The organism is Asticcacaulis sp., from assembly GCF_047605585.1.
Classification (GTDB): Bacteria; Pseudomonadota; Alphaproteobacteria; order Caulobacterales; family Caulobacteraceae; genus Asticcacaulis.
The window spans coordinates 441,887-465,368 of sequence record NZ_JASGFK010000002.1; the positions used below are offsets into that span (position 1 = coordinate 441,887).

The 23,482-nt window shown below is 58.6% G+C and carries 24 protein-coding genes, 1 pseudogene and 1 riboswitch; of the genes and pseudogenes, 9 read left to right on the forward strand and 16 right to left on the reverse strand.

Annotated elements, in window-relative coordinates:
• Positions 1-29: 29 nt before the first annotated feature.
• The 5 genes from QM647_RS07945 to QM647_RS07965 form a co-directional block, all read right to left on the reverse strand.
• Positions 30-431 (reverse strand): hypothetical protein, encoded by a 402-nt coding sequence (locus QM647_RS07945; protein WP_414994969.1) that lies wholly within the window; start codon positions 429-431, stop codon positions 30-32.
• Complete coding sequence (locus QM647_RS07950) at positions 428-838, reverse strand: hypothetical protein (RefSeq protein ID WP_414994970.1); 411 nt, start codon at positions 836-838, stop codon at positions 428-430. Before QM647_RS07950 ends, QM647_RS07945 begins: the two co-directional genes overlap by 4 nt.
• Before the next feature lie 62 nt (positions 839-900).
• Complete coding sequence (locus QM647_RS07955) at positions 901-1,305, reverse strand: hypothetical protein (RefSeq protein ID WP_414994971.1); 405 nt, start codon at positions 1,303-1,305, stop codon at positions 901-903.
• A 120-nt stretch (positions 1,306-1,425) separates the two neighbouring features.
• Positions 1,426-1,893 carry a peptidylprolyl isomerase gene (locus QM647_RS07960; RefSeq protein WP_414994972.1) on the reverse strand — a complete coding sequence of 156 codons (468 nt, stop codon included), beginning with the start codon at positions 1,891-1,893 and terminating at the stop codon, positions 1,426-1,428.
• A gap of 68 nt (positions 1,894-1,961) precedes the next feature.
• Positions 1,962-2,309: a hypothetical protein gene (locus QM647_RS07965; protein WP_414994973.1), complete on the reverse strand. Its 348-nt coding sequence runs from the start codon at positions 2,307-2,309 to the stop codon at positions 1,962-1,964.
• A gap of 93 nt (positions 2,310-2,402) precedes the next feature.
• On the opposite strand from QM647_RS07965, the gene QM647_RS07970 reads away from it, so the two are divergent.
• The gene (locus tag QM647_RS07970) at positions 2,403-3,131 is read left to right on the forward strand and encodes an RlmE family RNA methyltransferase (protein ID WP_414994974.1); all 729 of its coding nucleotides are present in this window, start codon (positions 2,403-2,405) and stop codon (positions 3,129-3,131) included.
• A gap of 7 nt (positions 3,132-3,138) precedes the next feature.
• Here QM647_RS07970 and QM647_RS07975 read toward each other — a convergent pair whose 3' ends face one another.
• From QM647_RS07975 to QM647_RS07990, 4 genes are all read right to left on the reverse strand, one after another.
• Positions 3,139-3,597, reverse strand: a complete 459-nt coding sequence (locus QM647_RS07975; RefSeq protein WP_414994975.1) for a response regulator — start codon at positions 3,595-3,597, stop codon at positions 3,139-3,141.
• Positions 3,598-3,682: 85 nt separating this feature from the next.
• Positions 3,683-4,486 carry a response regulator gene (locus QM647_RS07980; RefSeq protein ID WP_414994976.1) on the reverse strand — a complete coding sequence of 268 codons (804 nt, stop codon included), beginning with the start codon at positions 4,484-4,486 and terminating at the stop codon, positions 3,683-3,685.
• A complete protein-coding gene (locus QM647_RS07985) occupies positions 4,470-4,868 on the reverse strand; it encodes a response regulator (protein ID WP_414994977.1) in 399 nt (132 codons plus the stop codon). The genes QM647_RS07980 and QM647_RS07985 overlap by 17 nt, the downstream gene beginning before the upstream one ends.
• Positions 4,865-6,007, reverse strand: coding sequence for a sensor histidine kinase (locus QM647_RS07990; RefSeq protein ID WP_414994978.1), 1,143 nt, complete (start codon positions 6,005-6,007; stop codon positions 4,865-4,867). The genes QM647_RS07985 and QM647_RS07990 overlap by 4 nt, the downstream gene beginning before the upstream one ends.
• Positions 6,008-6,228: 221 nt before the next feature.
• Positions 6,229-6,294: riboswitch (guanidine-III (ykkC-III) riboswitch) on the forward strand.
• A gap of 46 nt (positions 6,295-6,340) precedes the next feature.
• Between QM647_RS07990 and QM647_RS07995 the strand changes: the two genes are divergently transcribed.
• The 5 genes from QM647_RS07995 (at position 6,341) to guaA (ending at position 11,537) form a co-directional block, all read left to right on the forward strand.
• On the forward strand, positions 6,341-6,667 hold the full coding sequence (locus QM647_RS07995; protein ID WP_414995222.1) for a DMT family transporter: 327 nt from the start codon (positions 6,341-6,343) through the stop codon (positions 6,665-6,667).
• Between the two features lie 95 nt (positions 6,668-6,762).
• Positions 6,763-8,220, forward strand: a complete 1,458-nt coding sequence (gene guaB, locus QM647_RS08000) for an IMP dehydrogenase (protein ID WP_414994979.1) — start codon at positions 6,763-6,765, stop codon at positions 8,218-8,220.
• A gap of 31 nt (positions 8,221-8,251) precedes the next feature.
• Positions 8,252-8,644 carry an MAPEG family protein gene (locus QM647_RS08005; RefSeq protein ID WP_414994980.1) on the forward strand — a complete coding sequence of 131 codons (393 nt, stop codon included), beginning with the start codon at positions 8,252-8,254 and terminating at the stop codon, positions 8,642-8,644.
• Positions 8,645-8,658: 14 nt separating this feature from the next.
• Entirely contained in the window at positions 8,659-9,987 is a 1,329-nt protein-coding gene (locus QM647_RS08010; protein WP_414994981.1) for an RsmB/NOP family class I SAM-dependent RNA methyltransferase, read from the forward strand.
• Positions 9,988-9,989: 2 nt separating this feature from the next.
• Positions 9,990-11,537: a glutamine-hydrolyzing GMP synthase gene (gene guaA / locus QM647_RS08015; RefSeq protein ID WP_414994982.1), complete on the forward strand. Its 1,548-nt coding sequence runs from the start codon at positions 9,990-9,992 to the stop codon at positions 11,535-11,537.
• 435 nt (positions 11,538-11,972) lie between these two features.
• Here guaA and QM647_RS08020 read toward each other — a convergent pair.
• Positions 11,973-12,111: pseudogene (locus tag QM647_RS08020) on the reverse strand (P-type conjugative transfer ATPase TrbB); the annotation flags it as partial.
• Between the two features lie 575 nt (positions 12,112-12,686).
• On the opposite strand from QM647_RS08020, the gene QM647_RS08025 reads away from it, so the two are divergent.
• Both QM647_RS08025 and QM647_RS08030 read left to right on the forward strand, forming a co-directional pair.
• Complete coding sequence (locus QM647_RS08025) at positions 12,687-14,519, forward strand: CocE/NonD family hydrolase (RefSeq protein WP_414994983.1); 1,833 nt, start codon at positions 12,687-12,689, stop codon at positions 14,517-14,519.
• A 207-nt stretch (positions 14,520-14,726) separates the two neighbouring features.
• Positions 14,727-16,694 (forward strand): TonB-dependent siderophore receptor, encoded by a 1,968-nt coding sequence (locus QM647_RS08030; RefSeq protein WP_414994984.1) that lies wholly within the window; start codon positions 14,727-14,729, stop codon positions 16,692-16,694.
• 185 nt (positions 16,695-16,879) lie between these two features.
• Here QM647_RS08030 and QM647_RS08035 read toward each other — a convergent pair whose 3' ends face one another.
• Positions 16,880-17,869 (reverse strand): alpha/beta hydrolase fold domain-containing protein, encoded by a 990-nt coding sequence (locus QM647_RS08035; RefSeq protein WP_414994985.1) that lies wholly within the window; start codon positions 17,867-17,869, stop codon positions 16,880-16,882.
• Between the two features lie 143 nt (positions 17,870-18,012).
• Here QM647_RS08035 and QM647_RS08040 point away from each other — a divergent pair, with 143 nt between their 5' ends.
• Positions 18,013-18,798, forward strand: coding sequence for an AraC family transcriptional regulator (locus QM647_RS08040; protein ID WP_414994986.1), 786 nt, complete (start codon positions 18,013-18,015; stop codon positions 18,796-18,798).
• Here QM647_RS08040 and QM647_RS08045 read toward each other — a convergent pair.
• The 5 genes from QM647_RS08045 to QM647_RS08065 all read right to left on the reverse strand — a co-directional run bounded on the left by QM647_RS08045 (position 18,784) and on the right by QM647_RS08065 (position 23,331).
• On the reverse strand, positions 18,784-20,331 hold the full coding sequence (locus QM647_RS08045; protein WP_414994987.1) for an amino acid permease: 1,548 nt from the start codon (positions 20,329-20,331) through the stop codon (positions 18,784-18,786). The genes QM647_RS08040 and QM647_RS08045 overlap by 15 nt on opposite strands.
• A 239-nt stretch (positions 20,332-20,570) precedes the next feature.
• Positions 20,571-21,020, reverse strand: coding sequence for a hypothetical protein (locus QM647_RS08050; protein ID WP_414994988.1), 450 nt, complete (start codon positions 21,018-21,020; stop codon positions 20,571-20,573).
• Positions 21,013-21,849 carry an FAD:protein FMN transferase gene (locus tag QM647_RS08055; RefSeq protein ID WP_414994989.1) on the reverse strand — a complete coding sequence of 279 codons (837 nt, stop codon included), beginning with the start codon at positions 21,847-21,849 and terminating at the stop codon, positions 21,013-21,015. The genes QM647_RS08050 and QM647_RS08055 overlap by 8 nt, the downstream gene beginning before the upstream one ends.
• A complete protein-coding gene (locus tag QM647_RS08060; RefSeq protein WP_414994990.1) occupies positions 21,846-22,373 on the reverse strand; it encodes an FMN-binding protein in 528 nt (175 codons plus the stop codon). The genes QM647_RS08055 and QM647_RS08060 overlap by 4 nt, the downstream gene beginning before the upstream one ends.
• 13 nt (positions 22,374-22,386) lie before the next feature.
• The gene (locus QM647_RS08065; protein WP_414994991.1) at positions 22,387-23,331 is read right to left on the reverse strand and encodes a DUF6662 family protein; all 945 of its coding nucleotides are present in this window, start codon (positions 23,329-23,331) and stop codon (positions 22,387-22,389) included.
• Positions 23,332-23,482: the final 151 nt, after the last annotated feature.

Sequence of the window (23,482 nt, forward strand, 5' to 3'; positions counted from 1 at the left end):
CAACCCGCAAAAGCGCGTCAGGTCAAGAATTAAACCGCTGTTTGCCCGGATCGGCCCGACTTGATCCATTCGAGGCCTTCGTCAAACGTACTGAAAATGTCTATGACCCGCCCCGGGAACTGTGCGCGCGTTGCCGGCAGACGCGCCATCGGAAAGGGATCGCTGGTGATAATGGCTGAGCGGCGACCGGCATCGCGACCATTGGCCAGTGCGCGCCAGCGGTCGCCCAGTTCCTGAAGCTCAGAACTGAGCAATACGCCGTCAAAACGGCGCAGGTCGAAAATGGCGTCGTAGGCCCACACCTGTTCGATATCGGAAAACTGGCTGATGCTGGTCTCGGTAATCGTCTGACCGTCGACATCGCCGATATATCGGATGAAAACGATCCGGGCTTCCTTGTCCGCCGTAAGGGTAATGCGCGAACGGGTCATGCGGTTACGGAGCTTGGTTGGTCATCAGGCGTTTGCAGCCAGTCTGTCGCGGCTTCCATTGTCTCGAAAACGCCGGACACGCGATCAGGAAAGATGGCATCACGTAGCGTTTTGCGGGCGCGGATCAGGGGATCGCTGGAAACAACGGCAATTCGGCGTCCGCGGTCGCGGCCTTTCGCCAGTTCAGCCCATATATGGCCAAAAGCTTCCGTATCGCTGGCCAGGATAACACCGTCGAGGCGGCGGGCATCGACCAGAAAATCATAAAGCCAGGGGCTTTCAACTTCTTTCAGGCTATCGAAAATCTGACCATAAAGCTGGTCGCCGGTCAGATTGCCAATATAGCGAAAGATAAGGGTCTTATTGGCTTCATCGATGGAAAAGGTGACGCGGGTGCGAAGGCTCATGAAAATACCGCCAAACTGGTTTTCTCCAGTTTATCATGAGCGACTTAAGGCTTGATTGACGGTCAGGCTGCCTGCCGGGCGTCGCGGCCGGCCTTGACCCAGTCCAGGCCTTCATCGAAGGTGTCAAAAACAGCGATATTTCGGTCCGGCATGACGGTCATGGCGGCTCTCAGATTGGTGGAGAGGACCTGATCGCCGCCGACCAGCGCCATGCAGCGTCCGTGGTCACGACCGCGCGTGAAGGTATTCCACTTGTCGGTCAGGAATTTGAGATAGTCGCGCGACAGCTCCGCCTCATAGCGGCGAAAATCGAACAGGGCATCATAAAGCCAAGGAGAGTCAATGGTGGCCAGCTGATCGATCAGATCGGGGCCGGGGGCTTGGCCATCTCGCAGGCTGTGAAAGCGGATGATCAGAAGCCGGTTGTCACGATCGGCTGTGACGGCAAAACGCGAACGCATACTCATACTAAAACCCTGTAGATACTCTACTATTTCGCAACAATTCTAGCGCGATAGTAGAGTATCTTGCTTTACAGGTCTTAATATGCGCTTAAACCGGAAGCTTAAGCGCCTCTTTACCACACGTTATGCGACGTCCGCGGCGACACGCATGCTGACGATCTTGCCCGGATTGCGTGGCGGTTCGCCCTTTGGCAGGGCATCGACATTTTCCATGCCTTCGGTGACCTGGCCCCAGACGGTATATTGCTTGTCGAGGAAGCGGGCGTCATCGAAGCAGATGAAGAACTGGCTGTCGGCCGAGTCCGGGTTTTGCGAACGCGCCATCGAGCAGACGCCGCGGACGTGCGGCTCGGCGTTGAATTCCGCCTTCAGTTTCTTGCCGGAACCGCCAAAGCCCTGACCGAGCGGATCGCCGCCCTGGGCCATGAAACCGGGGATGACGCGGTGGAAGACGATGCCGTCATAGAACCCTTCGCGGGCCAGTTCCTTGATGCGCGCGACATGGTTCGGCGCCAGGTCGGGACGCAGCTGGATGGTGACCGGACCGGTATCGAGCGTCAGGATCAGGGTGTTTTCGGGATCTGTGGACATGGACTGTCTCCTTGAGAAAAATCGTTGCCCTGACATAGGGGCTCATCAGGGCAATTGCAAAATAAAAACTATGCCGTGCATTTCGCCGGCTTCCTGTCCTCGGGGCCATACATGGCACAGGAACGGTCGATCTCGTCGCGGATCATCTGGCAGGTATTGGCGGCATTACAGGGCGGGTGCGTGGCTGGTGAGAGCATCAGGCAGCGCTGCACCAGGCGATCGGAGGCAGCCTTGCCGATTTCGGAGAGGCAGGTACCGTCGCTGGAAGAGGCGACAGCTTCAGACGGGGCGGCGGGAATGACAAACGATGACCGCACGGCTTCGGACGCTTCCGCAGACGCCGCGTCCTTTGGTGGCGCAGGTGTGCAGGCTGTAGCCAATATGAACAACAGCAAGATAGCAGGGATGGTGCGCATGGGCGTTCCTCTGTTTGCGCGTACCCTATCAGCTTTGCGTATAAGGAAAAAATAGTTTCCGCTTGATGGGCAAAACCCGGTATAGACGCGGCCATGAGTGATACACCTGACGATCCAACCAAGGATGAACCCCGTCGCCGCATGGTCAAACCGCCCGAAGGCGGTAACCTGTCCGGCCGTCACAAGGGGCACACGGCGGTCAAGACAGCGCGTTTTCGTACGCAATCCTCCGCCAAATGGCTGGAGCGCCAGCTGAACGACCCTTACGTCCAGAAGGCCAAGGCCGAGGGCTGGCGGTCACGCGCCGCTTTCAAGCTGATCGAGCTGGACGAGCGTTTCCACTTTCTGAAGAAGGGCGTGCGCGTAGTGGACTTGGGTTGCGCGCCTGGCGGCTGGGTGCAGGTGGCGATCAAGCGCGGCGCCTCGCACGTTGTCGGTGTCGACTTGTTGCCGGTCGATCCGGTGCCGGGCGCCGACCTGCTGGAAGCCGATTTCACCGATCCGTCTATTGGGCCAAAGCTGATGGAACTCATGGGCGGCAAGCCAGACGTCGTCCTGTCCGACCTGGCGCATAATACGGTGGGCCACAAGCAGACCGACCACCTCAAGATCATGGGCCTGTTGGAACTGGCGGGCGATTTCGCACTCGATAACCTGAAACCCGGTGGCGCCTTTGTTGCCAAGGCCTTCCAGGGCGGCGAGACCGAACAACTCCTGCTGCGGCTGAAACTGGCTTTCGAGACGGTGAAGCATTTCAAGCCGAAATCCAGCCGGGCCGGTTCAACCGAAATCTATATCGTGGCCCTGGGCTACAAGGGCTAAGGCACGATCAGATCAGGGATTTCTGCGCCACATTGCCCCATTCGACCTGAGAGGGCTGGGTGGGCGTGAAATGCGGCGCCGGGACGAAGCGTTCCAGCCGGCGCGTCAGTGAGGCCTCGGTGACCGGCTTGACGATATAATCGACCGCGCCGAGTTTCAGCGCTTTCTGAACGTCGTCACGGCCGTGATTGGCCGACAGAACGAGGATCGGCAGAGCGGCGGCCTCGGCAATGCGGCTGCGGTTCGCCAGGAACTGGAAGCCATCCATATCGGGCATGGACAGATCGAGCAGGATGCAATCCGGCCGGTATTTGACGATATAGGCCAGCCCACGCAAGCCGCTGTCCGCGACCTTTACATCATAGCCGAGGCTGCCGAGGACGAGGTGGACATAGTCCGTCACCATGGGATCGTCATCAACCACAAGGACGGATTTGGGACGCGGTTTGATCTGTTTTTCCGGCACGTCTTACACCTTGCCGGTTCTTCTGCCGGCGATTGTTGAGACAGGATTTACGCGGTTACATGATCAATTATTTACACGTATATGTTTAGTAATTGGTGAAGGCCCGCAGCAGGCGTCGCACCTTCACCGCGACCTCGGCTGGATCGAAGGGCTTGGTAATGTAATCGGCTGCACCGGCATTCAGGCCGCGATCAATGTGTTCGGGCGCATCGCTCGCCGTAATCATGACAATGGAGGTGTCGGCAAACTCACCCGTCTTCTTTAGGGTTTCAAGGAATTTGAGGCCCGTGATGGCGCCGGGCATGATATCGTCCAGCAGTACCAGATCGGGGCTGTGACGCCGCATGGCCGCCAGGGCTTCATCGCTGTTGGTCGCCGTCAGGATACGCGCCTCATGGCGAAACAGCTCGGTGAACAGGTCACGCATGGCGGGATCGTCATCAACCACAAGCATCAACGGCAGGCGCACCTTGACGTCAGTGACCGGTTCCATGGCCGTATTGCGGCGCCCGAACGACACCCGATCCGGGCGTGCCCCCTTGATTTCATCGCGCCCCAGCGCATTACGGCAGGCGACAACCAGCGGATAGATCAATTGCATCAGAGCAGCGGCCTTCATGTGCGGATGGGATTTGAGCTGGTCGTCTAGCGGACGGGCAGCGGCCGAAACAGCGGGGAAACCGTAGGTCTCACCCGTGCCTGCCAGGCGATGGGCCATGCTGCGCAGTTCATGCCGGTCACAGTCTTGCAGCGTGCCGTCTTCGCAATGGCGCAGGGTGACCTCGATTGGCCCTAGCAACTCTTTCATAGTGCTGAGATAGCGCAGGCGCAGGGCGCGCAGGCTGGCCTCCAGCGAAGGTTCCGCGGGCTCCTCAAGCTTGTTCGGCATGAAACGCCTCCCATGCTTTCTGCACTTCGGTTGAGAGAGCCATCGCATCGAAGGGCTTGGCGATCACGCCGGCAATGCCCTGTTTCAGATAGGCCCGGATCTCGGCGGACTGGATGCGCGCGGTCATGAAGATGACTGGGATATCCCGGATGCTTGCCCGCTTGCGCAGCGCCGCGAAGGTATCCGGGCCATTCATTTCAGGCATCATGACATCCAAAAGGATCAGGTCAGGTTTGAGGGCTTCGGCCTGAATGAGCGCCTCGCTGCCGCTCTCACAGGTGGTCACCTGATAGTGGCCGATCCGCTCCAGGCACATCTGCGCCACGTCCAGGATATCGCGTTCATCGTCGACGCAGAGAATACGGGTGAGGGGCGGGGTCATATGGCGCGCGCCTTGATAACGTTCGTTTCGCGCACCGTGCGCGTTTCCGGCTCGGGCAGTTCGAACCAGAAGGTCGCGCCATGCCCCGCCGCGGAATCGAAGCCGATACTGCCCCGCATATGCTCGATAATGCGCTTGCAGATATAGAGACCCAGTCCGGCGCCCTGTTTGGTGCGTGTCAGGGCGTCGTCGGCCTGCGAGAACTTCTGGAAGATATGAGCCCTGAAGTCCTCCCGAATGCCCGGTCCCTGGTCGCTGACATTGACGCGAACCCGGCCACTGGGCTGGGATTGAACGGAAATTGTCACCGTGCTGCCGGAAGGCGAATATTTGGCCGCGTTCGAAAGCAGGTTGGCCATCACCTGGGCAAGGCGCTTGGAATCGACATTGACGGTTACTTCGGGCGACGGCTCCAGCCAGACCTTGACGCCCAGCCGCGCGGCATAGACGGCATTGGTCTCGGCGGCCTGTTGGAGGATAAGCATCAGCGGTTCGGGCTTCATTTCATAATACATCTGCGCCGCATCGATCTTGTCGATGTCGAGGATGTCATTGATCAGGCGAATGAGGCGTTCGCTGTTTTTGTTGGCGATATTGACCAGATGCGAAACCTGCTGCGGCAGGTCGGTTTCCATGTCACCGGCGATCAGGCCCAGCGCGCCGTGAATAGCAGTGATGGGCGTGCGCAGTTCGTGACTGACCAGGGAAATGAACTCGCTTTTCATGTTCTCGATCTGTTTGCGCTGGATGGCGTGAAGCATCGACCGATTCAGCGCGGAGACGCTGGCCTTGTCCTTCAGCATATAGTCCTGGGCGCCGTTTTCCATGGCGCTCAGCTCCGTCTCACGGTCATCACGGCTGGTCAGAATGACGATGGGAACCTTGGGCGCCAGGTCTTGCAGGGCCTGCAAGCCGCTGAAGCCGACGACATCCGGCAGGCCGAGATCGAGCAGGACCACATCGAAATCGGCCGCTTCCAGAGCGTCTTTTGCGGAAGCGATATCCGCCACTCGCTTGATGCGGTAAGCGTATGGAGTGGCCTGCATAAGCGTGCGCTCGATATAGACCGCTTCTGCCTTGGAATCTTCCACAAGCAGTATGCGTAAGGCGTTCGTTCCGGAGTGGGCTATCCGATCCATAGGGTTACCTTAAGGCGAGTCTTACCTGATTTTTTGAGCTTATCGGCGTCTGTTGCGCAACCGTCAATGGAATATCCTTGAGGTTACTAAATCTATAAGAGCGCTTTGTGGCGCTAAGGTAGGAGTCGGGGGCGCTGATGAGCCGTTCGTTTGCTGGAGCTGAAAGCGAGGGTTGCTATTCAGAACGCTGTGGTCTTGTATTTTCTTGGCTTTGCCGTCGCACACGGTTATACCGGTCACGCTCCGGACGAGACGCGCCGTACCCGGTCAAGACAAGACGACGCCCTGTTTCGCGATAAATGGAGTGTGATCACAATGCCGTCATTTCTGCCCTTGCCCTGGCTTTACCTGATTATTGCCGGCCTTCTGGAGGTCTGCTGGGCCATTGGCCTGAAATACAGCGCCGGTTTCACCAAGCCGATTCCGTCGATCTTTACCCTGGTGACCCTGGCCCTGAGCATGGTGCTGTTGTCGAAGGCGGCGCAGACCCTGCCGATCGGCACCGCCTATGCCGTCTGGGTCGGGATTGGCGCGCTCGGTGCGGCGGTCTTAGGCATTTTCCTGTTTCATGAAGCCGTGACACCCCTGCGCATTCTGTTTCTGGTCATGTTGCTGAGCGCGATTATCGGGCTGAAAGCGACCGCCGGAAGTGCGGCGTGATCAGGTCTTAACCTTTGAAACAAATATTTTCCCGGAAGGGCTTTACGTAGCCGTCCGATTCCCATAGGAACAACCCGCAAAATGGAGAGTTCCTTATGGAAATACGCGAAGGCTTAACCTTCGATGACGTTTTGCTGGAGCCCGGTCCTTCGGACGTGGTGCCCACTCAGGTCGATACGAAAACCAAATTCACCCGCGAACTGTCGCTGAATATCCCGCTGATCTCTTCAGCTATGGATACGGTCACCGAAGCGCGCCTGGCTGTGGCCATGGCGCAGGCCGGCGGCATGGGCATTGTTCACCGCAATCTGACCAACGAAGAACAGGCCGATGAGATTCGCGCCGTGAAGCGCTTCGAGTCCGGTATGGTGATCAATCCGGTAGTGATCTATCCGGATACCAAGCTGGCTGAGGTGCGGGATATCATCGCCCGCAAGCATATTTCCGGTTTTCCGGTGGTGGAACGCGAAACCAACAAGCTGGTCGGCATCCTGACCAACCGCGATATCCGCTTCGAAAGCGAAGGTTCCAAGACCGCTGCCGAGCTGATGACGAAGGAAAACCTGATCACCGTCCGTGAGGGCATTGACCAGGACAAGGCAAGAGGCCTGATGGCCAAGCACCGCATCGAGCGCATCATCGTTGTCGATGAGGCCTATCGCGCGGTCGGCCTGATCACCGTCAAGGACATGGAAAAGAGCCAGGCCTATCCGCTGGCCGCCAAGGATGGTGCCGGCCGTCTGCTCGTCGGTGGCGCCTCCACCGTCGGTGACGCCGGTTTCGAACGCTCCATGGCGCTGGTGGATGCCGGCGCCGATGTGGTGGTCATCGATACCGCTCACGGCCACAGCATCCTCGTCTCGCAGGCCGTTGCGCGCCTGCGCAAGGAAACCAACAAGGTCCAGATCGTCGCCGGTAACGTCGCCACCTATGACGCCACTCGCGCCCTGATCGATGCCGGCGCCGATGCCGTCAAGGTCGGGATCGGGCCGGGCTCGATCTGCACCACGCGCATGGTTGCCGGTGTCGGCGTGCCGCAACTGACTGCCATCATCGACAGTGTTCGTGCCGCTGAAGGCACAGGCGTGCCGATCATCGCCGATGGCGGCATCAAGCTCTCCGGCGATCTGGCCAAGGCCATTGCTGCCGGCGCCTCGACCGCCATGCTGGGTTCGATGTTCGCAGGCACCGAGGAAGCGCCGGGTGAGGTCATTCTCTATCAGGGCCGGTCGTACAAGTCCTACCGCGGTATGGGCTCGGTCGGCGCCATGGCTTCCGGCTCGGCCGACCGCTATTTCCAGAAGGAAGTGCGCGACACCATGAAGCTGGTGCCGGAAGGCATCGAGGGCCAGGTGCCGTACAAGGGGCCGATCTCGCCGGTCATCCACCAGCTGGTTGGCGGCCTGCGCGCCTCCATGGGCTATGTCGGTGCGCACACCGTGCCGGAATTCCAGCAACGCGCGCGCTTCGTCAAGATCACCGGTGCGGGCCTGCGCGAAAGCCATGTCCACGACGTCATGATCACGCGAGAGGCGCCCAACTATCGCCAATGATGCCAGGACCAGTAACTGAAGGGAGAAGCGTATGACTTATGAACTTTGGATACTGGTCTGGGCCTCGATTCTGGGGCTCATCCAGGTTTGCCTGCCGCCGCTTTTCGCCATGTCGCGCAAGGGTTACGCCCGCTGGAACGCCGGTCCGCGCGATACCGAATTCGACATGGGACCGCTGGCCGGGCGCCTCAACCGTGCTTTCGCCAATTTCAAGGAAACATTTGTTTTCTTTGCCATTATCGTGATTGCGCTCGCCCTGTCTGGCAAGTCTTCGGAGCTGTCCCGCTGGGGCGCCGATATATACCTGGCGGGCCGCATCTTCTATATCCCGCTCTATGCGCTGGGTGTGGTTGGCGTCCGTTCGCTGGTGTGGATCGTCTCCCTGGTCGGCATTCTGCTGTGCCTCGCTACGCTCTTTATTTAATTTAAGGACCTCATTTGACTCCCGCCGCCCGACTCCAAGCCGCTGCTGAAATCCTCGACCAGCTTTCGGGGACCCGTGCGACTGCCGAGGCGGTGCTGAAACAGTGGGGACAGGTCAACCGCTATGCCGGCTCGAAAGATCGCCGGGCCATTGCCGATCGTGTCTATCGTTGCCTGCGCGGCCGCCAACGCCTCCTGTGGGCGATGGAACTGGGTGAGAAGTCGCCGGGGCAGGGGCGCGCGCTGGTTCTCGCTTCCCTGTCGCTGATCGATGGCCTGCCGATAAATGAGATCGACACCCTGTTCAGCGGCGCGGGCTATGCGCCCAAGGCACTGACCGACCATGAACGCGACCGTCTGGCAGCGGGGGAGGACGACGCGCCGGCCTGGGTGAAAACCGGCCTGCCGGAATTTGTCGTATCGCGGTTCGAGCAGCAGTTCGGCAAGACCTGGGCCGCCGAGGCCACCGATCTGATGTTGCCGCGCGCGCCCATCGACCTGCGGGTCAATGGCACGAAGACGACGCGCGAAGCCATGATCGCTGCGCTGGAAACTGACGGACTTGTGCCTGAGCCGACGCCGTTTTCGAAATATGGCATCCGCCTGCCGGCTGAGCCGCCGCCCAATCTTGCCAAACTCGATATCTACCAGTCAGGCCAGATCGAGATCCAGGACGAGGGTTCGCAACTGGCCGCCTTTATCGCCGGCGCCGGACTCCTGCCAGGCGCGGCCAAGGTGGTCGATTTCTGCGCCGGTGGCGGTGGCAAGACCCTGGCCCTGGCCCAGATGATGGACGGCAATGGTGAGATTTATGCCTGCGATGTCGTTGAAAAACGTCTTAAGGCCATCGAGCCGCGCCTGATCCGTGCCGGCGCCTCGGCGCACTTCCTGCATTTCTTCGATCCGGATGACACGGCCCAACTCGAATTGCTGAAAGGCGCCGATCTGGTGCTGGTTGATGCGCCGTGTTCCGGCTCCGGCACCTGGCGCCGCCATCCGGAGGAAGCGCATCGCCTCAGCGAAGGCAAGGTCGAGGAACTGCATAGCCTGCAAACGCAAATCCTTGACCGCGCCGCGTCCTGTGTGAAGGTCGGGGGCCGCCTCGTCTATGTCACCTGCTCGGTACTGGACGACGAAAATGCCCAGACCGCCGATGCTTTCGAAGCGGCCCATCCCAATTACGACGCCCTGCCGATCCACAGCCTGTTGGAACACAGCAGCCTGTTCATCGATCACGCCGCGCGTCTGACCAAACTGGCCAAAACCGGCCACAGACTATCCCTGACACCCCATTCGACACAGACCGACGGCTTCTTTATCGCCGCCTACACAAGGACGCAGTAACCTTGAGCACGCCTCACCACGAAACCCTTCTCATCATAGACTTCGGCTCGCAGGTCACACAGCTGATTGCGCGTCGTGTCCGCGAATGCGGCGTCTATTGCGAAATTCACCCCTTCACCAAGGCTTCTGAAAAGCTGGCCGCCCTGAAGCCCAAGGCCGTGATCCTGTCCGGTTCGCCGCACAGCGTCATCGATGCCGGTCCGCGCATTGACGCCGGCCTGTTCGACATGGGCGTGCCGGTTTTCGGCATCTGTTACGGCGAGCAGCTGATGTGCGAACTGCTGGGTGGCAAGGTCGAAAGCGGCCATGACCGCGAGTTCGGCCGTGCCGAGATCACCGTCAAGGGCCAGTCGCCGATCTTCAAAGGGCTCGATGCGGTCGAAACCGTGTGGATGAGCCATGGCGACCGTGTCACCGCCATCCCGCAAGGCTTCGAGGTCATCGCCACCTCGGAAGGCGCGCCCTATGCCGCCATCGCCGATGAAAAGCGCAAATTCTACGCCGTGCAGTTCCATCCTGAAGTGGTCCACACCAAGCGCGGCACCGACATGATCCGCAACTTCCTGTTCGAGATCGCCGGTTTCTCCGGTGACTGGTCGATGGCGGCTTTCCGCGAGGAGATGGTGGCGAAGATCCGCGCCCAGGTCGGCACCGGCAAGGTGATCTGCGGCCTGTCCGGCGGAGTCGATTCCTCGGTTGCGGCCATCCTGATTCACGAAGCGATCGGCGACCAACTGACCTGCGTGTTCGTCGATACCGGCCTGCTGCGCAAGAACGAGGGCGAGCAGGTCGTCTCGCTCTTCCGTAATCACTATAATATTCCGCTGGTCCATGTGCAGGCTCAAGACAAATTCCTGGGCGCCCTGGCCGGTGTCAGCGACCCGGAAACCAAACGCAAGACCATAGGCAAACTGTTCATCGACGTGTTCGATGAAGAGGCCGGCAAGATCGATGGCGCCGAGTTCCTCGCCCAGGGCACGCTCTATCCGGACGTGGTCGAGAGCATCTCGCCGCATGGCGGGCCGTCGACCGTCATCAAGTCGCACCACAATGTCGGTGGGCTGCCGGACTATATGAAGCTGAAGCTGGTCGAGCCCTTGCGTGAACTGTTCAAGGACGAAGTCCGCGCCCTGGGCCGCGAACTGGGCCTGGATAATGCCTTTGTCAGCCGTCATCCGTTCCCCGGACCGGGCCTGGCCATCCGCATCCCCGGCGAAGTGACGCCGGAAAAGGTCAAGACGCTCCAGGATGCTGATGCCATCTATCTCGATGAAATTCGCAAGGCCGGCCTCTATAACGAGATCTGGCAGGCCTTCGCTGTGCTGCTGCCAGTCAAGACGGTTGGGGTCATGGGCGATGCCCGTACCTATGAGGATGTGCTGGCCCTGCGTGCTGTTACCTCATCCGATGGTATGACAGCGGATTTCTATGAATTCCCGTGGCCGGTGCTCGGTCGCTGCGCCACCCGGATCGTCAACGAGGTGAGGGGCGTCAACCGCGTGGTTTACGATGTAACGTCGAAGCCTCCTGGCACCATCGAGTGGGAATAAATCTCGATAATCAACGCGCTATCCAAGATTATGGAAAATTTGTGTAAAAAATTGTTTTTAAAAGAAAAAAATATTCAAAAATCGTTCGCTAGCTTTCGCCTTGTAACGCAAATTTCTGACGGTATCTGTGACGGTGCCAGCTGATCTTGTAACGAGTACTTTTATGATACCGTCAGATGGACATCGGTCCCTGACGGTATTTTTTTGACCCTAAGAGCCTGATTTCAAAAAGTAAAAGGTGGCGTGTTCCCTTTTTTTGCTGACGGTATTTTCACTCCGCTGAGTGGCAATTTCTGATCAAAAAGGTGCTGAAATGCTTACGGAGATCGCACTTAAGTGTATGAAATATAATGAAAATAAGTCGGGTCTGCCGGCCGTGACAGTATGTGCATAATAATAAACAAGGGTGGCACTGTCACCTTTCGGTACGGTTACAGGTTCAACGGGCGGCAGCAAGCCTTCGAACCTTTCTCCTGTCTGCGGTAGCTCAGCCGCAGGCTGGCACATTGGCATGCACTTCTGCGCCTATGTGATGGGCTATGACCCTGATTATCCGATCGCCGCCGGAAGGCGACGGGCAGTCTCCAGTGTCCGGCAGGCCTCTGCGTCGGAATGAACGGTAAGGGGGGAGCGGTTTTGGCCCGATCGATATCGAAGTCTGATTGCTTGAAGGAGGGGGAGGTGACCGGTCGCATGAATACGGCCCGTTTTGCGCCAAAGCTGTAAAAGCCGTCCAACATCTAATCTGGCCCGAATTGTAGGCACTGACGCCCGAAGTGCGAAGCGCAGCGTAGCATTCTTGATACCATTGGATCGGGTACTTTCTCACCCTGCTGAACGCTCCACGGTCCGAGATAGGCGAGCGTAGGAGCGGGGCCAGGTGATGGACGAACATGAGAGCAAGAGCAGATGATAGGCAAACGCTTCTTTGAGCGGGCATTTAGGGAGGAGGGCGCCCAACCGCGACACTGCCGAAGCGAACGGCCAGCGGTGGACTGTGTCCGACGTACCGGATCCAGAGCAACCACGGCCGCTCTCCTCGTTTGTGGTTTTGTCTTCACCCCCGCCTTATCGGAGCCGTCCTTAAACTCTGCGGCAGCGACAGTAGCCTCCGAGCCGGACTACCGCCGTGAGGTCTTTGACATCCCGATGCGCGATGGCGTGCGTCTACATACGGTTATCCTGATCCCAGACAATAGCCGCAATGTTCCGATCCTGTTGACCCGCACGCCGTACGATGCCGAGGATATCGCCAGCCATATCAATGCCACAGGGGACGAACAGCCCTTCGACGGACTTGGCAGCCGACAGACAGGCGGCATTTATATACGTGTGCTGCAGGATATCCGAGGCCTGAATCGATCGGGCGGGCAGTTCGCGATGACCCCGCCGCTCGCCAATACAGGCGGCTATCGCAGCGACACGGATGAAGCGACGGACGCGTACGATACGGTTGACTGGCTCGTACACCACTTGCCGCAAAGCAATGGCGCAGTTGGCCTGATCGGCACATCCTACGATGGTTACACGGCGCTGATGGGCCTGGTGAAACCTCATCCGGCGATTAAGGCTGTTGTGGCCGTGAATCCTATGGTCGACGGCTGGCGGGGCGATGACTGGTTTCACAACGGTGCGTTTCGACAATTGATGCTGCCCTCTATTTGGGCCGATGGCAAACGTGACCTCGGTAATTTCCCCTGGCGCGCTGGCGAGGTCAAAAATGACTATGGCGCTGCCATCATGCGAGCAGGTTCGGTCGGCAGTTTCGCGCAGGGACGTGAGTTTGACACGGTCCCGTTCTGGCGGGATTTGCTCGCACATCCGGCCTATGACGATTATTGGAAAGCTCGAGCGGTTGACCGGGTCCTTACGGACCATCCGTCCCACGTCCCTCTGATGCTCGTCCACGGATTATGGGACCAGGAAGATATGTATGGTGCCATGGCCGTCTGGCGCGCGCTGAGGCCGGTGCGCGCGTCGGGCCGCGACATTTTCCTGAGCATAGGGCCATGGAACCACGGCCAAGCCTGGTACAGCGGCAGTGAACTTGGCCCCATGCGCTGGAATCAGGACACCTCGGCGTGGTGGCGTGAGCACGTTTTAGCGCCATTCCTGGCCCATTACCTATCCGGTAGCCCGATGGACATCGCTGCGGTCACGGCGTTCCGGTCCGGCGAAAACCAATGGATAAACCTGAGTGACTGGCCTGAGTCATCCTCAGCGACCGGTGCAAGGCCCTCCGATCAACAAGGCGAGCGAAACCTCTATTTCCTCCCAGGCCGTCATCTGGGCTTTGAGCCCGTGCGTGGCGACAGCCAATCGATCGGTTACATCTCTGATCCCGCGAACCCGGTCCCTTTCATGGCATCTTCCGGGCCTGACGCGGCATGGGACGACTGGCTGATCGCCGACCAAAGGTTTGTCGCTGATCGGCCGGATGTTTTGACCTTCACGTCCGCTCCGTTAACCGAGCCCCTGACAATTCAGGGAACCCCGGTGGTACATCTGACCGCCGCGAGCACGGGGTCGGACAGTGACTGGGTGATAAAGCTGATCGACGCCTACCCGGAGGACGATGCCCAAAGCCAGGCCGTTTCGGGGGCTCTGGTGCCGTTGGCGATGGATATTCTGCGTGGCCGGTATCGTGACGGGTTCACGCAGGCTCGCCCCCTTTCGCCAGATGCCGAGCACACTTATCGCCTCGAATTGCCGACGGTTTCCCATACCTTCGCGCCAGGGCACAGGATCGTCGTTCAGGTGCAGTCGAGCTGGTTTCCCTTGTACGACCGTAATCCGCAGACCTTTGAAAAGAACATCTTTTTGGCCCGTCCATCCGCGTACCGGGTGGCCAGTCAGCGCATCACCGTGAGCGGTAAGATGCAAAGCTACGTCTCATTGCCGATCATTTCCGAACCCTCACCAGACATCGTCAGCCGGGGGGAAGGCCGGGGAGAAGTAACGAATAGCGGGCATGACCGATGACTACCTCGATTTGATTTAGCCACTAAAAGGGGATTTCCGACCATGACTGTTTACATAGGCAAAAGTGAGCGAAGAACGGCTTCATTGACGGTTTTGCTGTTTGCGCTCCAGCTAGGTGCCGCATCCGCTGGCGCGCAAACCGCGTCTGCGGATGACGGGACTGCACAAAAAGATAATGGTGACGTTGTCACCGTCATCGGCAAACGTGTGATCAAGGGATCTGCAGGCGCCACGGGACTTGACCTGTCCCTGCGCCAGACACCGCAGTCAGTGACCGTGATGGACGCACAGCAGATCAAGGATTTTGGCCTGGACACCGCGAACAAGGTTTTGGCCAACATGACAGGTATCGTGGTCGATGCCATCGAAACCGATCGCACGGAATACAATGCCCGGGGCTTCGATATCACCAATTTCCAGGTCGACGGTGTCGGTCAACCGTTACTCTGGGGCACCCAGTTTGGCGATCTCGATACGGCCATTTTTGACCGTGTGGAGGCCATCCGGGGCGCGACCGGCATGATGACCGGCACTGGCAATCCGTCGGCGACCATCAACTATATCCGCAAGCGTCCGACGCCCATATTCCAGAGTGAATTGACCGCCTCTTACGGTACCTGGGATGACAAGCGCCTGACCGCCGATGTCTCCGGTCCTCTGAACCAGAGCGGGACAGTCGAGGGACGGCTAGTCTATGGCTATGAGGACAAGGATTCCTGGCTCGACTTCAATCATGTCAACCGCAACGTCTACTATGGGATTGTGTCCTGGGATATTACGCCAAAGCTGAAGCTGACGGGAGGCTATTCGCAGCAGGATAATCAGGCCGATGGCGTGACCTGGGGCGGGTTGCCACTGACCTATTCAGATGGGACACCGATTACCAGCTATGAGGTTTCGGACACGTCTTCGGCGCCATGGACCTATTGGAACAACCAAGACAAAACGGCTTTTGGCGAGCTCAGCTATGCCTTCGACAACGGCTGGACTGCCAAGGTGACCGCCACACACCGTGAGCTCGACTATTCAGCCAAGCTGCTTTACGCGTGGGGCAATCCGGACGCCACGACCGGCGAGGACGTGCTGGCCTATGCGGGCAAATACGATGCCTATGCAAAGGAGAGTATGGTGGATGCGCAGGCGAGTGGGCCATTCAGCCTCTTCGGGCGCGAGCATCAGTTGGTGTTTGGTATCAATACCGCCCAAATGGAGACCGTGGAATGGGAATCTCTGGCGAATAGTTATGACTATTACGCTCCTCTATCTGAATGGCGCAACACCTATCCAGCCGACCCCGGTTATGAAGATCCATATCTGGCCGAGGATACCTTCACTAATACCACCCGGGTTTACGGCGCGGCGCATCTCAACCTCGCCGACCGCCTGAAAGGCATTGTCGGCTTCAATGCCTTTCAGTTGAAGGGGACCGGCGATTCCTATGAGGTGAGCACCGATCGGTCCGATGCAGCCATCAGCCCCTATTTTGGCGCGGTTTACGACGTGACTAAACAGATCTCCGCCTATGCCAGCTATTCCGATCTTCACAACCCGCAATACGAAACCGACGAAGATCACAAGACCCTGCCGGCCGCGGTTGGCAAGGCCTATGAAGCCGGGTTGAAATCGGAATGGTTCGACAAACGTCTCTATGCCACGGTGGCGGTTTTCAAATCGGACCAGCACGACCTGGCGGAGGCCATCGGTACCGATCCCGAAACGCTTCAAACCTATTATGCGGCCACCGAAGCCTATTCGAAGGGTTATGAACTTGAGGTTGCCGGGCGGATCACGACGCAATGGAGCCTGAACGGCGGCTGGACCGACCTGTCGATCAAGGACGGGGAGGGCAATGACTCGCGCCTCTATACACCGCGGCGAACGCTGAAGGTCTCGAGCACGTACCGGATACCTCAGTGGCGTGACCTCAAGTTAGGTACGGCGGTACGCTGGCAAAGCAAAACCTCGGTCGTGGATAGCAATACCGAAGGAACCGTAGTCCAGAAGGCTTATGCTGTGACCGATCTAATGGCGAGCTTCCGGGTGACGAGCCAGATCTACGCCTCGCTGAACGTCAACAATGTGTTCGATAAGCAGTACTGGGCGAGCCTGTCCCAAGGTCAGGCCTATTACGCCGCGCCTCGTAGTGCAAGTGTCAGCCTGAGTTATCATTATTGACGAGTCCGGAGGCGCATTGTCGTTGCGCCAGCCCTGGATTGGTTCCGGGGCTGGCGCTTTTGCGCCTGGGAAAGTCGGAACTTGACCAAGATCAACAGCCTTCGGCTGAAAGGCTAAAACGCCTGAGGCAGCTCAGGCGTTTTCGAAAAGACTAATGATAGCAGATATTCATGTGTTCTTCCGCTTTAATCCAATCGCTTGGCGTCGTGGCTGCCGCCGACCAGATGAGTGCGCAGAAACCGCGCGCCATCCTCAATGGCTTCGATGGCCAGGGCGGAAATCGACATGGCTTCGATAAAGCTGTGCGTGGCGCCACGAAACACCTTCTGCGTTACCTCCACGCCCTGCCTGACGAGTTCGCGACCGAACAACAGACTGCTCTCCGCGACAACGTCAATCTCGGCAATAATCAGGAAAACTGGTGGCAAGCCATGCAGGTCGGCATGCAGGGGGCAGGCATAGGGATCTTTGGCGTCACCCGGTCCATTCAAGTAGTTGGCCCAATAGGTAAGGGCTTCCGCGCGATTTATAATCGCATCGGGACCGCCGTACATCGCTTCGAATTCATCCGAAATATGGCTGGAAAATCCGCCATAGTTGGAAAGAACGCAGGTCACTATGTCGAGGCGCCCGATGTCTCTCAGGCGCAGGCATGTGGCGATGGAAAGATTACCGCCCGCCGAATCTCCCGCCAGAGCAATCCGCTCCCTGTCGATGCCAATTTCACGGCCATTATCTGCCAGCCACAGGGTGAAGGCGGTGATCAAATCGAGCGCAACGGGAAACTTTGCTTCTGGCGAGAGCGGATAGTCCAGGCCGATGACGATCAGACCTGCGCGCGCGGCGTATTCGCGCATCAACCGGTCATGGGTATCGAGGCTGAACAGGGTAAAACCGCCACCATGGAGGTAAACCAGGGCTGGAGCCTCGAGGCCGATGCCATGCGGCCGGTGAATACGGATACGAATAGGGCCGGCGGCCGTGCGGATATCCCGTTCGATTGTCTCGGCCATGTCCGGTCCGCCCTTAGACCAGCGGGCACGCACCTGTTCGACGGCGCTGCGAGCTTCGTTGAGCGGCAGGCTATCGAAATCGGGAAAGGCCTGCCAGTCCTGCTTCATGATAGCCAGAAAGCGGCGAATATCGGGATCCAAACGGGCCAGGTCGCCAGTCATGATCAGTCTCCATCTAATATAGTGATCCTTTCCTTGGCAGATGCAGGCAAGCAAGTGATAATGCGACCGGGCGAAATATATCGCGGGTCGGGCCATCGGGCGAAATTCCCCACGTATGGATTTGTAATCATGGAACAATTGACATGAAGCGTACAGCCGACCTGCCGCGGAAATCTCCACCTGTCGTCGGTTTCGAAGACCGTTACACGGCGGGCTTTGTCGATGAAGCGCATGCGCACGACCGAACCCAGCTGTCGATCGTCTTGTCCGGTTCTCTGACGGTCAATACGGACGAGGCGAGCTTCGTGCTGAATCCCGGCCAGGGCATGTGGATACCTGCGGGACTGGTCCATAGGGCGATCTGTCGAGCTGAAAGCGCGTTTCAGGTGCTTTACTTCGATCCCGAGTTTTCAGAAGTCGATATTCCCTGCCGCATGTTCGAGGTGTCGGCCTTGCTACGGGGCCTCATCGACGAGATCGTGGCGATGCGCTATGAATTCGTCATGGATGAGCGCATGCTCACGATCGCCAAGCTGCTGGTTGGCGAAATTGAGCGCGCACCGCGCGTGGCAAACCGGACTCCCTTTCCCTCGGACTATCGGTTGAGGCGCGTCTGCGAGGCGATTATCACAAGCCCGGGCGACAGCCGCGATATCGATCATTGGGCGCGGGAAGCGGGCATGTCACGGCGCACATTTACCCGCGTTTTCCAGACCGAGTTAGGGATGGGATTTGCCGCATGGCGCCGGCGCGTGCGGGTGATCGAAGGGACGGCACGCATCAATGCTGGCCAATCTATCGCCGAAGTCGCCTTCGATCTGGGATACGATAATCCTGGAAGTTTCAGCACCATGTTCCGCCGGGTTTTTGGCGTGCCACCTCATGCCCTGAGGTCCGGTCGGGCCGGCCCGTTATCACTCGATCCCTGACATATCCGTTTCGCGATCGCTCTGCCGCAGATGTGAATGGCGCACGCCGTAAAAAGCATAGATGGCGAACCCGCACAGCAGATAGAGGCCGAGGACAGCCGCCGGGATCCACTGACCCGCCTGTGCCTTTGTGACGATGTCGATCAAGACGGGGGTCGCCATCAGCAAACAGGAGAGAAGGGCCAGTATAGGGACGGTCCCAATCCAGACGCCTCGCACGCGCCATCCACCCAATGGCACCCGAAAGGGGCGTTCCAGTTCGGGCGCGCTGGTGCGCAAGGACATTACGGAAATGGCTACGACGGAGAAAATACAGATTGTGCCCAGGCTGACAAGGTCCGCCAGCACGCTGATCGGCAGCAGAGCCGCACCGAGTGCCGAGGCCAAGGCCACGGTGCAGGTGGCGAGGACGGGGGTTTTGAAACGTGCATGGAGGCGGACAAATACCTGTGGCAGCAGGCCGTCGCGGGCAATGGCGTGGAAGACGCGCGATTGGGCGTATGTGTTGACCAGCAGGACCGAGCCCAGCCCGGCCAGGGCGCCGATTTTTATCAGAACCGAGAAAAGCGGCATGCCGATTGCCGAGACAGCGACAGCAATGGGGTCCGGTACGCCCAACTGACGGAAAGGAACCAGGCCGGTCATGACCAGGGCGACGGCGGCATAGAGGATCGTGCTGGCTCCGAGAGAGCCTAGTATTCCGATCGGTACGTCCCTTTGGGGAGACTTCGCTTCGCTGGCGGCCGTCGCGACTGCCTCAAAACCTAGATAGGCAAAAAATAGAATTGAGGCGGCGCGCAGGATTCCAGGTGCACCGAAGTGGAAGCCCCCCTCGTTCGCCGGCACGAATGGAGTCCAGTTATGTGTATCGATATGGCCCGCGCCTGCGAGAATGAAGGCGACGAGGACCCCGGCCTTGATCAAAACAAGGAGCGCATTGATCGCAGCAGATTGCTTTATGCCGCGCACCAGCACGGCCACGGCGACCAGCAGCGCCGCGACCGCGACAAGATCATAATGCCCCGTCGTGATCAGATTTAGTCCGCTGCCGTTTTCGCTCTGGACGGCGACGAGGTGCGACCGTGAGATCGCCTCCGGAACAAAAACTCCAAAATCGCGCAATAGGCTGACGAGATAGCCGCTGAACCCGGAGGCGAGGGCCGAGCCGGCCAGGGTAAACTCAAACATGAGCATCCAGCCGGCGAGCCACGCTGCGCCTTCGCCCAGAACGGCATAGGCGTAGGTGTAGGAAGCACCTGAGGCGGGCAGCACCGAGGCGAGCTCGGCATAGCACAGGCAGACCATAGCGCAGGCGAAAGCCGCCACAAAAAATGAAAGGATGACGGCCGGCCCGGCATAATTAGCTGCCGCCGTTCCGACCATGACGTAGATACCCGCGCCAACGATGCAGCCGATACCGATAAGCGTCAGTTGGAACGCATTCAGTGTGCGATGGAGCCCGCTTGTCTGATGGTGTCGGCGAACCGCATCTATCGATTTTTTCATAAGGTAGGGCGGTGGAGTATCGCGCATATCGAGCCTGTCCTGAAGTGTGCGCCACCGCGGCAAATGGATGTAATTCAGTCGAATACAGGTGGCCGATGCTGAGATGATAGCAAACTTGCATGGGCGGGATGGGGCGCGCGGGCAAAAAAAGCTCAAAACCGGGCCAAACAGACAGGAAGGCCGACTGATCGGCCGGATTGAGTGAGGTCGCATGTCCATGTTGGGGCGCAAGGAAGATGCGCATGGCCCTGCGCTCAATGTACCGGTCAGCTCTTCTTCGAAATCCGATGCAGAAGATAGACGAGCACCACAGCCAGCCCGATCACCCAGTGGATCAATGAGGCCTTCTCGCGTATGCTCTCGTCTCCGGCATAATAGAGCAAATAACCACTGACAATCAGTGCTGCGAACACCAGCAAAAGAATCGTACCGGTCCAGCGTCTACGTTTCTGGCTCCAGGCCTTAAGCATGTGTGTACCCCACATCATGCCGCCAAACCACAAGGCAAGGAAGGCAAAGGCGCCATGTGCCTTGATGCTGAGCGCCTCGTACGGGCTGTGCTCAGGTCCGAATTCGCCTTGCACCAGCACAAAATAATGCAGGACTAGCCAGGTGATGCCAGAGGCTATGAGGCCCAGCCAGACCAGGTGGAGCGACCATTTTCGCCCCTCCCCAAGGCGTACGGAATTGGAATTGTACAGGCTTGGCTTATCCATTCTGTTCCCCATAAATCTGCCATCCGCCCACTGTGTCATAGCAGACAGCCTGAGCGCTGTATTTTGTCAAAAGACCGAGGTTTACAGGTACGCCTGCCAGGGCCATTTTCGTCAAAGCGTCAGCCGCCAGGCAGCTTGGCGCCAGGACGGATGCAAATCGATCGGGACTGATAGGTGCTCGATTACGCCCGTCAAAGTGCCGGGTTTTGACGCGGCCCGGTGCCCCGCCGGACGAAGCGATCGCCCCGTTTTCAAGTTCGATCGTCGGCGATACCGGTGCTCCGTCCGCACGCAGCAGGACAGTCTCTGGCGTCGTGCCGAAGACGGCGAGGTCACCGCCAATATTAACCGCGCCCTGGTCCGCGCCGCTGATTTTCAGTGCGGATACGGCCTGATCAACGGCAAATCCTTTGGCAATGCCTGCCAGATCCAGCCATAAGGGCCGGTTCAAACACAGGCCGTCGTCACGCAGGTCAATGTCGCGCCAGGTCGCGCCCTGTACGCTTTCCAGCGCGTAGCAGGGATAAAGCGGCTGCGGCGCGCTGCCATGAGCAAAGGCCTCGCCCCCCAAGGCAATATCGAATAAGCCGTCGCTTTCTGCCGCCAATTTCAGGCCAAAAGAGATCACCTGACGTGTCAGCGGCCGAATGGCCACGGAGGTACCGCACGGGGCGGCGTGCACGCGTGTCAGATCGCTGTCCACTTCGAAAGCGCTCATGGCATCCCCCACCGCACCAATAGCGACGAACGCAGCCTCAATGACGCGGGAGGGGGCATCTGCCCGCACACGCGCAATAGTGCCAAGCAGAGGGCGTGCGCGTTCGATCACTTGCCCGCCAAGGCGATGGCATAGGTCGAAAGCAGGCGTCGCACGCCATCGGTCACGTGCTTGGATGATAAGGTGGCGCCTGAAATATTGCGGATGTCCTTGCCCAGCTTTAGGCTATCACCATGGCGCTTGCCATTGAACTGCGAACGCCAGCCGGCTTCGCGCACCTGACCGCCAAAGGTCTCGCGATAATCCAGGATCTCGATGTCCTTGACCGCACCGGCATGATCGAGCGCTACCGCGTAAGTTATAAACTCATGCTTGCCTACGACCTGATCGAGGATGAACCACGAACCATCCGTCGCCTTCCACGCCTTAAGGTCGCGGCTCAGCGGCTTTTCCCCGCTATCCTTGACGATGGCGCCGATTTGCGCGTCCGTGAGGGTGATCGTTATGGGGGTCAGGTGCTGGCCGGGCAGCATCTGTCCTTGCGCCTGCTCCAGGGTCAGATAGACGGTGGCGTGAGCGACAGCCGGAGCTGTCGCCAGTAAAGCCAGAGTCGCGAAACGGATGGAACTTTTCATCGTCGTACTCTGCTTAGAAGTAGAAACCGGCTTTCAGGCGAAGGCGGTAGTTTTCAAAGTCATCAGCATTACTGATACCCTTGATCACTGCCGACTCTTCTGGGGTTTCAGCGGCATAATCCTTCGCGCCCTTGAGTTGTTTGAGGAAGGTAGCGGTCACGAAGAACTTCTCGCCGCCGTAGTGGATGGTCGGTCCGAAATAATAGGCGACATTGGTGCGCTGGCTGTTGTCGAATGGATCGAAACCGGCCCATTCTCGTTCATTGAGCCATTCGCCCCCGGCATACCAGTTGGCGGCAAAACGGTAGGTGGCTGCTAAGCCGAAATTGACATCGGTTTCCTTGTCCCAATGCGCCACGTAGTCTTCGCTGTCGGGATCAGCGGTGGTGTCACCGTGGAGGTAACGCTTTTCCTGACCAATGGTGATGTTGCCGGCAATGACCAGCTTGTCGTCTATGAAGTTCTTCTGGCCAATGATGCGCGTTTCCAGCTCATAGGTGCGCGGACCGATCGACGGTTCAATGTAAGCCGCGAGGCCGAAACCATCGGTATAAGGGCTGAGGAAGCGGTAAATACCTTCAACGGAAATACTCTCCAGACGCGTCGCCTTGAAACGGGCGTCCGGATCGGCATTATAGTCGGCGAACACTTCGGCCGGCAGAGTCGTGCCATCCGGAGCATTATGATAGACGTTTGTATCTGCGAGATTGAGATAGGTCGAAACCTGAAAACGATCGGTCACGCCGTAAGAGAACTCGGTCCGGGTCTGCAGGACATGGAAGTCACCGTTCGCCCGGCCTTCGCGGAAGGTTGCCCATTGCTCCAGTTCCTTCTTGCCTTTGGGCAAGAGATCGGTCGTGTAAACGTAGCCGAACAGAGGCTCGTCGGCGTGTGCGTTAAATGCACATAGTGACAAAAGGCCGGCAGAGGCGGCCAACAGGGTGCGGAGAGAGGGCATGATCAAACACCGTTATGATTGAAATTCATTCGCAGGTAGTCCGACCGCTCTCTTTCGTCAATGAGAATAGATTGCAAGGGGGTGCATCTTTGCTTTGTGTTGCAAAGTTGCATCAGGTTGTTGAATGTAAAAGGATTTTCAGGCGCAAAAA